Source organism: Pseudomonas sp. MWU13-2862 (assembly GCF_023242495.1).
Classification (GTDB): Bacteria; Pseudomonadota; Gammaproteobacteria; order Pseudomonadales; family Pseudomonadaceae; genus Aquipseudomonas; species Aquipseudomonas gingeri_D.
On the sequence record NZ_JALMEZ010000001.1, the window covers coordinates 370,945 to 383,051 of the forward strand.

The 12,107-nt window shown below is 63.1% G+C and carries 10 protein-coding genes; 7 read left to right on the forward strand and 3 right to left on the reverse strand.

The genetic code is table 11. From position 1 onward, the window contains the following. Positions 1 to 14: 14 nt before the first annotated feature. From dnaQ to M5C56_RS01795, 3 genes are all read right to left on the reverse strand, one after another. Positions 15 to 770 carry a DNA polymerase III subunit epsilon gene (dnaQ, locus tag M5C56_RS01785; RefSeq protein WP_103497822.1) on the reverse strand — a complete coding sequence of 252 codons (756 nt, stop codon included), beginning with the start codon at positions 768 to 770 and terminating at the stop codon, positions 15 to 17. Beyond that, entirely contained in the window at positions 763 to 1,215 is a 453-nt protein-coding gene (gene rnhA / locus M5C56_RS01790; protein WP_100942753.1) for a ribonuclease HI, read from the reverse strand. The genes dnaQ and rnhA overlap by 8 nt, the downstream gene beginning before the upstream one ends. A 94-nt stretch (positions 1,216 to 1,309) precedes the next feature. Next, positions 1,310 to 2,068, reverse strand: a complete 759-nt coding sequence (locus M5C56_RS01795) for a methyltransferase domain-containing protein (protein ID WP_103497821.1) — start codon at positions 2,066 to 2,068, stop codon at positions 1,310 to 1,312. A 74-nt stretch (positions 2,069 to 2,142) separates the two neighbouring features. On the opposite strand from M5C56_RS01795, the gene gloB reads away from it, so the two are divergent. The 7 genes from gloB to M5C56_RS01830 all read left to right on the forward strand — a co-directional run bounded on the left by gloB (position 2,143) and on the right by M5C56_RS01830 (position 12,056). Then, positions 2,143 to 2,922, forward strand: coding sequence for a hydroxyacylglutathione hydrolase (gene gloB, locus M5C56_RS01800; RefSeq protein ID WP_103497820.1), 780 nt, complete (start codon positions 2,143 to 2,145; stop codon positions 2,920 to 2,922). A 98-nt stretch (positions 2,923 to 3,020) separates the two neighbouring features. Continuing rightward, positions 3,021 to 4,427, forward strand: coding sequence for a transglycosylase SLT domain-containing protein (locus tag M5C56_RS01805; RefSeq protein ID WP_103497819.1), 1,407 nt, complete (start codon positions 3,021 to 3,023; stop codon positions 4,425 to 4,427). A gap of 247 nt (positions 4,428 to 4,674) precedes the next feature. Next, the gene (locus M5C56_RS01810; RefSeq protein ID WP_103497817.1) at positions 4,675 to 6,507 is read left to right on the forward strand and encodes an extracellular solute-binding protein; all 1,833 of its coding nucleotides are present in this window, start codon (positions 4,675 to 4,677) and stop codon (positions 6,505 to 6,507) included. After that, positions 6,504 to 8,345 carry an extracellular solute-binding protein gene (locus M5C56_RS01815; RefSeq protein ID WP_103497816.1) on the forward strand — a complete coding sequence of 614 codons (1,842 nt, stop codon included), beginning with the start codon at positions 6,504 to 6,506 and terminating at the stop codon, positions 8,343 to 8,345. Before M5C56_RS01810 ends, M5C56_RS01815 begins: the two co-directional genes overlap by 4 nt. Before the next feature lies 1 nt (position 8,346). Further along, entirely contained in the window at positions 8,347 to 9,420 is a 1,074-nt protein-coding gene (locus M5C56_RS01820) for a microcin C ABC transporter permease YejB (RefSeq protein ID WP_103497814.1), read from the forward strand. A 1-nt stretch (position 9,421) separates the two neighbouring features. Next, positions 9,422 to 10,441 carry an ABC transporter permease gene (locus tag M5C56_RS01825; RefSeq protein ID WP_103497813.1) on the forward strand — a complete coding sequence of 340 codons (1,020 nt, stop codon included), beginning with the start codon at positions 9,422 to 9,424 and terminating at the stop codon, positions 10,439 to 10,441. 1 nt (position 10,442) lies between these two features. Then, positions 10,443 to 12,056 (forward strand): ABC transporter ATP-binding protein, encoded by a 1,614-nt coding sequence (locus M5C56_RS01830; protein ID WP_103497811.1) that lies wholly within the window; start codon positions 10,443 to 10,445, stop codon positions 12,054 to 12,056. Positions 12,057 to 12,107: the final 51 nt, after the last annotated feature.

The window sequence follows — 12,107 nt, forward strand, 5'->3', positions numbered from 1 at the left end:
CATCCGCGCGCTGCTCAGTGGCGTTGCGCGTCGGCCTCGGCCAGTTGGGTCCAGAGCGCCGGGGCGCCGGCGGACTTGGCAATCGCTTCGAGACGCACGAGGTGTTCGGCCAGGTCGCTTTCGCTGGCACGAATGATCCGCGCCGGCTGGCGATCGGCCGGCAGGCGGCGGATTTCACTGGCCTGGTTGCCCGAGCCTTCACCGGAACCATTGCCATCGGTGGCGTTGCCGGCCAGGGACAGGCTGGTCTGACCGCCGGTCATGGTCAGGTAGACGTCGGCGAGAATCTCCGAGTCGAGCAAGGCGCCGTGCAGTTCGCGGCCGGAGTTGTCGACGCCGTAGCGCTTGCACAGGGCATCGAGGCTGTTGCGCTGCCCCGGGTGACGTTCCCGGGCCATCATCAGGGTGTCGAGGATGCTGCAGTGGCGGGTGATGTCCGCACGGTCCTGCTGACCGATCAAGGCGAATTCGTTGTTGATGAACCCCACGTCGAACGCCGCGTTGTGGATGATCAGCTGGGCGCCCTTGATGAATTCGAAGAACTCGTCGGCCACCTCGGCGAAACGCGGCTTGCCCACCAGGAATTCGTTGGTGATACCGTGGACGCCAATGGCGCCTTCATCACTTTCGCGGTCAGGTTGCAGGTACACGTGGAAATGCCGGCCGGTGAGGCGGCGCCCCATCAACTCGACGCAACCGATCTCGATGACACGATGGCCGTCGGTGACCGGCATACCGGTGGTTTCGGTATCGAGCACCACGCTACGCATGTTTGATCCCCCGTATTTCATCCACGCCACGGTTGGCCAACTGGTCGGCACGCTCGTTGCCGTGATGGCCGATATGCCCGCGGACCCACTTCCATTTCACCGTGTGCCGACTGACCTGCTCGTCGAGCAGCTGCCAAAGGTCGGCGTTTTTCACCGGTTCCTTGGCCGCGGTCTTCCAACCGCGTTTCTTCCAGTTGACCATCCACTCGGTGATGCCTTTCATCACGTACTGCGAGTCTGTCACCAGCAACACTTCGCAGGGACGCTTGAGCTCTTCGAGGCCGCGAATCGCCCCCATCAACTCCATGCGGTTGTTGGTGGTGTTGGCTTCGCCGCCCCAGAGTTCTTTCTCGATGCCCTTGCAGACCAGCAAGGCACCCCAGCCGCCTGGGCCGGGATTGCCCTTGCAGGCACCGTCGGTGAAGAGTTCAACAGTATCGCTCATTACAACCTTTCCATCGAAAATGACCCCGTGGCGCGCCGGTAACTGACCGACGCATCCCGGGCCGAGCAGGCTCGACCCTCAAGGAAAAAAATGCTTACTCTTCGCTTTGTCGCCGGTTGACCTTGGCCATCGGCAGCGGTACCAGCTTGCCGACCGGTTCGCGGCGTACCTGGCGCACGGGCCGCAGGCCGACCACGATCTTGCGCGCGACCAACAGATAGAAGCCGCCACCCGACAGCTGCCAGCCGCCGGCGATCCGCTCCCAGCCCGCCAACCGCGCTTGCCAGGCGGCCGACGCCAGCGGCGGACGATAGCATCCGAAGCGGCGTTTCTCCAGCGCGAAGCCCAGCAGGTTGAGCCAGTCAGCCACCCGCGAGGGTGAAATACAGCGGGCCTGGCGCAGCGCGTCATGGGCGAAAACATGGCGCAGCCCCCAGGCGCTCCAGGGATTGATGCCGAGGATCAGCAGGTGCCCGCCGGGACGCACGGCGGCGGCCGCCTCACGCAGCAGGCCATGGGGCGACAGGCAGAAATCCAGGCCGTGCTGCAGCACCACCACATCGGCGGCATGCTCGCTCAGCGGCCAGGCCTGCTCCTCGCAGACGATCTCCACCCCCGGCAGCGGCGCGCCGAGGCGCACGTTGCGGCGCACCTGGTCGGCCTGCGGCGGGGTCTCGGCCGAGGGGCCGTAATGCACCAGGTAGCCGCCGAAATACCGCCCCAACTCGTCCTCGAGCATGCGCCGCTCCTCATCGAGCAGCAGTTGCCCGAGGGGACCGGACAGCCAGTCGCGGGCCGCGCTGATCAGTGCCAGCCAGTCAGGATCAGCCTGAGCGAACGCTTTATCGGTCATTGCCTTCTCCAACTCGCCACAGGTGCTTTACAAGCACTAAGATGCGCCATTGTTTTGCGCTTGGGAATTGCACCATGATACAGATCGACGCGCTGCCCGCCTTCACCGACAACTACATCTGGTTGTTACAGGATACCGCCCGCCGCCGCTGCGCCGTGGTCGACCCGGGCGATGCCGGGCCGGTGCTGGCCTGGCTGGAACAGCATCCGGGCTGGCAACTCGAGGACATCCTGGTCACCCATCACCACCACGACCATGTCGGCGGTGTCGAGCGCCTGAAACAGGCCAGTGGCGCCCGGGTACTGGGTCCGGCCAGCGAAAACATCCCGGCTCGCGACCTGGCACTGAGCGATAACGACAGCGTCACGGTGCTCGGCCTCGAGTTCCAGGTATTCGCCGTGCCCGGTCATACCCTGGGGCATATCGCTTTCTACCATGGCGATGCCGCCCGCCCGCTGCTGTTCTGCGGCGACACGCTGTTCGCCGCCGGCTGCGGTCGCCTGTTCGAAGGCACGCCAGAACAAATGCACCATTCCCTCGGCCGGTTGGCGGCGCTGCCGGCGACCACCGGCGTGTACTGCACCCACGAGTACACCCTGAGCAACCTGCGTTTTGCCCAGGCGGTCGAACCGCAGAACCCGGACATCGCCGAACGAATGGCACAGGTCAGCCAATGGCGGGCCGAGGGACGCATCAGCCTGCCCTCGAACCTGGCACTGGAATTGAAGACCAACCCGTTTCTGCGGGTCGGCGAAACATCTGTTAAAGAAAAAGCAGACGAACGGAACGGCCTCGACAACGGCTCGCCGAGTGAGGTTTTTGCGGCCCTGCGCCGCTGGAAAGACAGCTTCTGATCGAGGTGCGGTCAACACAAAAAATCTGAATGGTTGACCGCACCCTGAGCGCTTTCTAGAATCGCCCGACATTTTCGCCCGGAACTCACTTCCAGCCAATGTCGTCATCCAACCGAAAACCCACCCATTCAGACGCATTGACGCGATTGGCTCAAGCTGTTGCCGTGGCTGTGTCCGCCGCCCTGGCCGGCTGTTCAAGCCTTCATACCCCGGTGGACAGCAACAACGAACCGACCCCGAACCTCAGCGCCCGGATCAAGCAGAAACCGATCTGGCTCAGCGAAAAGGCCAAGCACACGCCGCCCCAGGACGTCTGGGAGCGCATGCGCCAGGGCTTCCAGTTGCAGGACGGCCTGGGTGTGAACCCGCGTATCGAACAACAGCGCCTGTGGTTCGCCAGTAACCCCGAATTCCTGGAAAACGCCAGCTCCCGCGGTAGCCTCTACATTCATTACATCGTCGAGCGCCTGGAAGAACGCAATATGCCGCTGGAGCTGGCGCTGCTGCCGGTGATCGAAAGCGCCTACAACCCGATGGCCTATTCACGAGCCGATGCCGTCGGCCTGTGGCAGTTCATTCCGTCCACCGGCCGCTCTTTCAACCTGCGCCAGGACCGTTTCTACGACGGGCGCAAGGACATCACTGCGTCGACCATCGCAGCGATGAACTACCTGACCCGCCTGCACGACATGTTCAACGGTGACTGGCTGCTGGCCCTGGCCGCCTACAATGCCGGCGAAGGCACGGTCAGCCGGGCCATCGAGCGCAATGAAAAGCTCGGCCTGCCCACCGACTACTGGAACCTGCCGCTGCCCCAGGAAACCCGCGACTACGTGCCCAAGCTGCTGGCCCTGTCCCAGGTGGTCATGGCCCCCGAAGCCTACGGCGTGAACCTGAACCCGATTGCCAACGAACCGTATTTCGCCACCGTCGAAGTCAACCAGCCCATGGACCTCAGCCGGGTCGCGGCCCTGGCCGAGATCGACGAAGACGAGATGATCCAGCTCAACCCGGCCTTCAAGCAGAAAGCCACGATGGACGGCCCGCAGCACCTGCTGGTGCCCAGCTCCAAGGCGCAACTGCTGACCGCCAGCCTGTCGCGAATGAACCCCGAAGAGCTGATCAGCCTGCGGCCGAAGAAGCCGGTGTTCGAATCCCTCGCCGGCAATTCACCGGCACGCCTGACCCGCCGCTACAAGGTGAGGACCGGCGACAACCTGACCTCGATCGCCAAGGCCAACCGGGTCGACGTCAAGGACCTGCAACACTGGAACAAGCTTTCCGGGCATCACCTCAAGGTCGGCCAGACCCTGGTCATGCAGGACAACGTCAAGGCCGTGGCCAGCAAGAAGGCCGCTACCACCTACAAGGTGCAGAAAGGCGATTCGCTGTATATCGTCGCCAAGCGTTTCAATGTCGAGATGCAGCACCTCAAGCGCTTGAACCCGCGCACTGGCCAGGCGCTCAAGCCCGGGCAGATCCTGACGGTTTCCCAACCGCGCTAATCGCCAACGACCGCGAAAACATCACGCCCCTGTAGGAGCAGGGCTTGCCCGCGAAGGCGGCCTCGATACCGCCAAAAGCTTCGCGGGCAAGCCCTGCTCCTACAGGTTCGGCGTCGCCTGCAAGCCCAGATTTCCAACCTGACATTCACAAGGGGATTGCGCCTCTTCCGGCACGCCTTTTTCCACCCGATACAAGCTGTTAAGGTACTGGCCCTATAGCCCAAGCCGCCTGGATCGGATCTCTGCCTTGACGCGTCCCCTCCTCCTGCTGTTCATCAGCCTGGCCTTGAGCTCTCCCGCAAGCGCGACGATCAGCGAAAGCCATGGTTATGCGCAGTTCGGCACGCTCAAGTACCCCGCCAGGTTCACCCACTTCGACTGGGTCAACCCCGATGCCCCCAAAGGCGGCACCTTGCGGGTGATGGCGTTCGGCACCTTCGACACCCTCAACCCCTATACCTTCAAGGGCACCAGCCCGGTCAGCACGCCCAATTTCCTGCAATACGGCGTCAACGAGCTCAACGCCACCCTGATGGCCGGCACCGGCCAGTACGCACCCTCGGGGGATGAACCGAACGCCAGCTACGGCCTGATCGCCCAGTCGGTGGAGTACAGCGAGGATCGCAGCTGGGTGGTGTTCAACCTGCGGCCCGAGGCGCGTTTCCACGACGGCACGCCAATTACCGCCTACGACGTGGCCTTTTCCTACCGCCTGCTACTCAAGGAAGGTCATCCGCAGTACCGCACCAGCCTGCAGGAAGTGGCCCGGGTCGACGTGCTTACGCCTCAGCGGATCCGCTTCGTCTTCAAACGCTCGGGCAATCCGCTGCTGATCCTGCGCCTGGGTGAACTGCCGGTGCTGGCGCAGCACTACTGGCAAGGCCGCGACTTCACCGCCACCACCTTCGAGCCGCCACTGGGCAGTGGCCCCTATCGCATCAGCAAGGTGCAACCGGGTCGCCAGTTGGTCTTTGAACGGGTCAGGAACTGGTGGGGCGAAAACCTTCCGGTCAATCGCGGCAAATACAATTTCGATCGCGTCGAAGTGGAGTTCTATCGCGACAGCGACGTCGCCTTCGAAGCCTTCAAGGCCGGTGAGTTCGATATCTATATCGAACACCAGGCCAAGAACTGGGCCAGCGGCTACCGCTTTCCAGCCGTCGAGCGGGGCGAAGTGATCCAGACCCGGATCCCCCACCGGATCCCGACCCAGACCCAGGGTCTGTTCATGAACAGCCGCCGTGCCAGCTTTGCCCAGGACCCGGTGCGCGAAGCCCTGGGCCTTATGTTCGACTTCGAATGGACCAACCGCACGCTGTTCGGCGGAGCCTACCGGCGGGCCATGAGCTTTTATCCCAACAGCGAGTTTTCCGCCACGGGCGTGCCAGCCGGGCAGGAATGGCTGCTGCTGGCGCCTTACCGCGAACAACTGCCGGCCCGGCTATTCAGCGAACCCTTCAGCCTGCCGCAGACCGATGGTCGCGGCATCCCCCGCGAAACCCTGCGCCGCGCCCTCGCCCTGCTCGGCGACGCCGGCTGGAAACTCGACGGCCAGCGCCTGCTGAACAAGAACGGCCAACCCCTGCGCGTTGAAATACTGCTGGTCAATCCGAACCTGGAACGGATCCTCCAGCCCTACGTCGAAAACCTCGCGAGCATAGGTGTAGACGCCCGCCTGCGAACAGTGGATCGTGCCCAGTACAAACAACGTCTCGACCAGTTCGATTTCGACATGATCCTGATGACCCTGGACCAGAACCTCAGCCCGGGACTCGAGCAGTGGCAGTACTTCCATTCCAGCCAGGCCGGCGTCAAGGGCAGCAAGAACTACGCGGGGGTCGCAAGCCCCGTGATCGACCATCTGCTCGAAGCCCTGCTGGCGGCCCACACCCGCGACGAGCAACTGGCCGCCGGTCGTGCCCTGGACCGGGTCCTGCTCTGGCAACACATCATGATTCCCAACTGGTACCTTGACTATCATCGCCTGGCCTACCGCAACCGGTTCGCCTTCGTCACCACGCCGCCGTACACCCTGGGCCTGAGCGCCTGGTGGATGAAAGCTTCGGAGAAAGCCCAATGATGTTTTCGCGCGTCCTGTTCCTGCCCTTCAGCGGCCTGCTGTTCAGCGCCCTGGCCGGCCTTGCCGTCGCTGCTCCACAACATGCCCTGACGCTCTACAACGAACCCCCGAAATACCCGGCCGATTTCCAGCATGTCGACTTCGTCAATCCCGACGCCCCCAAGGGCGGTACCTTCCGCCAGTCGTCCATGGGCGGTTTCGACAGTCTCAACCCCTTTATCAGCAAGGGCGTGCCGGCCGATGGTCTCGACCTGATCTACGACACCCTGATGCGCCATGGCCTGGACGAGCCCTTCACCGAATACGGGCTGGTGGCGGAAAAAATCGAAAGGGCCCCGGACAACAGCTGGGTGCGCTTTTACCTGCGCCCTGAGGCACGCTTCCACGACGGCCACCCGATGCGCGCCGAAGACGTGGTGTTCAGCTTCCAGACCCTGATCAAGGATGGCGCCCCGCTGTACCGGACCTACTACGCCGACGTCGACGACGTCATCGCCGAAGACCCGTTGCGGGTGCTGTTCAAGTTCAAGCGCACCACCAACCGTGAACTGCCGATGATCCTCGGCCAGCTGCCGGTGCTGCCCAAGCACTGGTGGGCCGACCGTGACTTCAACAAGGGCAACCTGGAGTTCCCCCTCGGCAGCGGGCCGTACAAGCTGGCCGAGGTCAGGGCCGGACGCTCGGTACGCTATGAGCGGGTCAAGGACTACTGGGCCAGGGACCTGCCGATCAACCGCGGTTTCTACAACTTCGATGCCATGGTCATGGACTACTACCGTGACGGCACCGTAGCCCTGGAAGCCCTCAAGGCCGGGCAATTCGACTACTGGTTGGAGAACAGCGCGAAGAACTGGGCCAACGCCTACAACACCCCGGCGGTCGCCCAGGGTCGGTTGATCAAGGAGCAGATCCCCAATCGCAATCCGACGGGCATGCAGGGCTTCATCTACAACCTGCGCAAACCGATGTTCCAGGATATCCGCGTGCGCGAGGCCCTGAGCCTGCTGTTCGACTTCGAGTGGACCAACAAGCAGCTGTTCAACGGCGCCTACCACCGTACCCGCAGCTATTTCGAAAACTCGGAAATGGCCGCCACCGGCCTGCCGGACGCCGCCCAGCTGGCCATCCTCGAACCACTGCGGGGCAAGATTCCCGAACAGGTCTTCACCCAGGCCTTCGAACCCTCGGTGTGCGACGCCAGCGGCATGATCCGTCCGCAACAACGCCGTGCCTACCAGCTGTTGCTGGAGGCCGGCTGGCGCATCGTCGACGACAAGATGGTCGACGCCCAGGGCAAGCCGGTGAGCATCGAGTTCCTCCTCGCCCAGACCGATTTCGAGCGGGTGCTGCTGCCGTTCAAGCGCAACCTCGCCGACATCGGCATCGATCTGGTGATTCGCCGGGTCGATGTTTCCCAGTACATCAACCGCCTGCGCTCGCGGGACTTCGACATGGTCGTCGGCAGCTTCCCGCAGTCCAACTCACCGGGCAACGAGCAACGCGAGTTCTGGAAATCTTCCAGCGCCGACAAACCCGGCAGCCGCAACCTCATGGGCCTCAAGGACCCGGCGGTGGATGAGCTGGTGGAAGCGCTGATCGATTCCGACTCCCGGCAGAGCCTGGTGGAGCATGCCCGCGCCCTCGACCGCGTGCTGCAATGGGGCTTCTACGTGATCCCCAACTGGCATATCAAGACCTGGCGCGTGGCCTACTGGGACCATATCGGCCACCCGAAAGTCTCGCCGGCCTACGATATCGGCCTCGACACCTGGTGGATCAAGCCGGATGCCAAGCCGGCGGTACCGCTACAAACCGACAGCACGAGCGCGGAGCAATAAGATGCTGGCCTATATTTTTCGCCGACTGCTACTGATCATCCCGACCCTGTTCGGCATCCTGCTGATCAATTTCGTGATCATCCAGGCCGCCCCCGGCGGCCCCGTGGAACAGATGATCGCCAAGCTCGAAGGCTTCGAAGGCGCCACCAGCCGGATCGCTGGCGGCGGTGCGGAAGTCTCGGTGGCCGGTTCCAGCTATCGCGGCGCCCAGGGCCTGGACCCGGCCCTGATCAAGGAAATCGAGCACATGTACGGCTTCGACAAGTCGGCGCCGGAACGCTTGTGGATCATGATCAAGAACTACGCGACCCTGGACTTCGGCAACAGCTTCTTCCGCGATGCCAAGGTCGTCGACCTGATCAAGGAAAAGATGCCGGTATCAATTTCCCTCGGGCTCTGGAGCACCCTGATCATGTACCTGGTCTCCATTCCGCTGGGCATTGCCAAAGCCACTCGCCATGGCAGTCATTTCGATGTCTGGACCAGTTCGGCGATCATCGTCGGTTATGCGATTCCGGCGTTCCTGTTCGCGATCCTGCTGATCGTGGTGTTCGCCGGAGGCAGCTACCTGAACTGGTTCCCCTTGCGCGGACTGACCTCGAACAACTTCGATCAGTTGGGCTTCGGCGGGAAGATTCTCGACTACTTCTGGCACCTGGCGCTGCCGGTCACTGCCCTGGTCATCGGCAACTTCGCCACCATGACCCTGCTGACCAAGAACAGCTTCCTCGATGAAATCAACAAGCAGTACGTGGTCACCGCCAAGGCCAAGGGCCTGACCCAGCGCCGCGTGCTCTACGGTCATGTGTTTCGCAACGCCATGCTGCTGGTTATCGCCGGTTTCCCCTCGGCCTTCATCGGCATCTTCTTCACCGGCTCCCTGCTGGTGGAAGTGATCTTCTCCCTCGACGGCCTGGGCCTGATGAGCTTCGAGGCGGCGATCAACCGCGACTATCCGATCGTCTTCGGCACCCTGTTCATCTTCACCCTGCTGGGGCTGGTGGTGAAACTGATCGGCGACATTACCTACACCCTGGTCGATCCGCGGATCGACTTCGAACATCGGGAGCATTGAGATGCAGTTATCCCCCCTCAATCGCCGACGCTTCGAACGTTTCAAGGCCAACAAGCGCGGCTGGTGGTCGCTATGGCTGTTCCTGGTGCTGTTCGTCCTGAGCCTCGGCGCCGAACTGATCGCCAACGACAAGCCACTGCTGGTGCACTACGACGGCGGCTGGTATTTCCCGGCCCTCAAGCGGTATCCGGAAACCACCTTCGGCGGTGAGTTCCCGCTGGAAGCCAACTACAAGAGCCCGTACATCCGCGAACTGCTCAAGGCCAAGGACGCCTGGACGTTGTGGGCGCCGATTCCGTTCAGCTATCAGAGCATCAACTACGACCTGCGTGTCCCGGCCCCCGCCCCGCCATCGGCGGACAACCTGCTGGGCACCGATGACCAGGGCCGCGACGTGCTCGCCCGGGTGATCTACGGCTTCCGCATCTCGGTGCTGTTCGCCCTGACCCTGACCGTGCTCAGTTCCATCATCGGCGTGATCGCCGGCGCCTTGCAGGGCTTCTATGGCGGCTGGGTCGACCTGGCCGGGCAGCGTTTCCTGGAAATCTGGTCCGGGCTGCCGGTGCTCTACCTGCTGATCATCCTCGCCAGCTTCGTCCAGCCGAACTTCTGGTGGCTACTGGGGATCATGCTGCTGTTTTCCTGGATGAGCCTGGTGGACGTGGTGCGCGCCGAGTTCCTCCGTGGGCGCAACCTGGAATATGTCCGCGCGGCCCGGGCCCTGGGCATGCAGAACGGCGCGATCATGTTCCGCCATATCCTGCCCAACGCCATGGTCTCGACCATGACCTTCATGCCGTTCATCCTCACCGGCGCCATCGGCACCTTGACCGCCCTGGACTTCCTCGGCTTCGGCCTGCCGGCCGGCTCGCCGTCCCTGGGCGAACTGGTGGCCCAGGGCAAATCCAATCTGCAGGCGCCCTGGCTGGGCATGAGCGCGTTCGCCGTGCTGGCCTTGATGCTCAGCCTGCTGGTGTTTATCGGCGAGTCCGCTCGCGATGCCTTCGACCCGAGGAAGTAAGATGAATCAGGACAATCTGATCGAAGTGCGCGACCTCTCGGTGGAGTTCGTGGTCGGCGAGCAGCGCCAGCGGGTAGTGGAAAACATCAGCTTCGATATCCGTCGCGGTGAAACCCTGGCCCTGGTGGGCGAAAGCGGCTCGGGCAAGTCGGTCACCGCGCACTCGATCCTGCGCCTGCTGCCCTACCCCCTGGCCCATCATCCCAGCGGCACGATCCAGTATTCCGGGCAGGACCTGCTGACCCTGAAAGAGAAGACCATCCGCCACATCCGCGGCAATCGCATCGCGATGATCTTCCAGGAGCCGATGACCTCGCTGAACCCGCTGCACTCCATCGAGAAGCAGATCAACGAAGTGCTCGGCATACACAAGGGCCTGACCGGCAAGGTGGCCACTCGACGCACCCTGGAGCTGCTGGAGCTGGTGGGCATCCCCGAGCCACACAAACGCCTCAGAGCCCTCCCACACGAGCTCTCAGGCGGCCAGCGCCAGCGTGTAATGATCGCCATGGCCCTGGCCAACGAGCCGGAGCTGCTGATCGCCGACGAACCGACCACCGCCCTCGATGTGACGGTGCAGTTGAAAATCCTCGAATTGCTCAAGGAACTGCAGGCACGCCTGGGCATGGCCCTGCTGCTGATCAGCCATGACCTCAACCTGGTACGCCGGATCGCCCACCGGGTGTGCGTCATGCAGCGCGGCCGGATCGTCGAGCAGGCCGACTGCGAAGCCCTGTTCCAGGCCCCGCAACATCCCTACACCTGTGAACTGCTCAGCGCCGAACCCCGTGGCGAACCGGCCGTGACCGAGGTCGGTGAGCCGCTGCTGGAGGTGGACGACCTCAAGGTCTGGTTCCCCATCAAGAAAGGCCTGTTGCGTAGCACCGTGGACCATGTGAAGGCCGTGGACGGCATCCAGTTCAGCCTGCCCCGGGGCCAGACCCTGGGCATTGTCGGCGAAAGCGGCTCGGGCAAATCCACCCTCGGCCTGGCGATCCTGCGACTGATCGGCAGCCAGGGCGATATCCGTTTCGAAGGCCAGTCGTTGAGCGGCCTGTCGCAGAAGCAGGTGCGACCGTTGCGTCGGGAAATGCAGGTGGTGTTCCAGGACCCGTTCGGCAGCCTCAGCCCGCGCATGTGCGTCAGCCAGATTGTCGGCGAAGGTCTGCGCATCCATAAGATCGGTAACGAGCAGGAACAGGAAGCGGCGATCATCGCGGCGCTGAAAGAAGTCGGCCTGGATCCGGAAACCCGCAACCGCTACCCCCACGAGTTCTCCGGCGGACAACGCCAGCGCATCGCCATTGCCCGGGCGCTGGTGCTCAAGCCGGCGTTGATCCTGCTCGACGAGCCGACCTCGGCCCTCGACCGCACGGTGCAGCGCCAGGTCGTCGAACTGCTGCGCTCGTTGCAGATCAAGTACAACCTGACCTACCTGTTTATCAGCCACGACCTGGCGGTGGTCAAGGCGCTGAGCCACCAGCTGATGGTGGTCAAGCATGGCAAGGCCGTTGAACAAGGCGACGCAAAGGACATCTTTGCCGCGCCGCAACATCCTTATACAAAACAGTTGCTGGAAGCGGCGTTCCTGGTGCCCGGGACGGGTCCAGTGTAGGTACGCCGAGCGACGACTCCTGTTTCCCGGACATAAAAAAAGACCGCTCAA

Excerpts from the sequence above, each read along its gene's own strand:
- dnaQ (WP_103497822.1), bottom strand. The coding sequence starts at position 770 with ATGCGTAGCGTGGTGCTCGATACCGAAACCACCGGTATGCCGGTCACC.
- rnhA (WP_100942753.1), bottom strand. The coding sequence starts at position 1,215 with ATGAGCGATACTGTTGAACTCTTCACCGACGGTGCCTGCAAGGGCAAT.
- M5C56_RS01795 (WP_103497821.1), bottom strand. The coding sequence starts at position 2,068 with ATGACCGATAAAGCGTTCGCTCAGGCTGATCCTGACTGGCTGGCACTG.
- gloB (WP_103497820.1), top strand. The coding sequence starts at position 2,143 with ATGATACAGATCGACGCGCTGCCCGCCTTCACCGACAACTACATCTGG.
- M5C56_RS01805 (WP_103497819.1), top strand. The coding sequence starts at position 3,021 with ATGTCGTCATCCAACCGAAAACCCACCCATTCAGACGCATTGACGCGA.
- M5C56_RS01815 (WP_103497816.1), top strand. The coding sequence starts at position 6,504 with ATGATGTTTTCGCGCGTCCTGTTCCTGCCCTTCAGCGGCCTGCTGTTC.
- M5C56_RS01820 (WP_103497814.1), top strand. The coding sequence starts at position 8,347 with ATGCTGGCCTATATTTTTCGCCGACTGCTACTGATCATCCCGACCCTG.
- M5C56_RS01825 (WP_103497813.1), top strand. The coding sequence starts at position 9,422 with ATGCAGTTATCCCCCCTCAATCGCCGACGCTTCGAACGTTTCAAGGCC.
- M5C56_RS01830 (WP_103497811.1), top strand. The coding sequence starts at position 10,443 with ATGAATCAGGACAATCTGATCGAAGTGCGCGACCTCTCGGTGGAGTTC.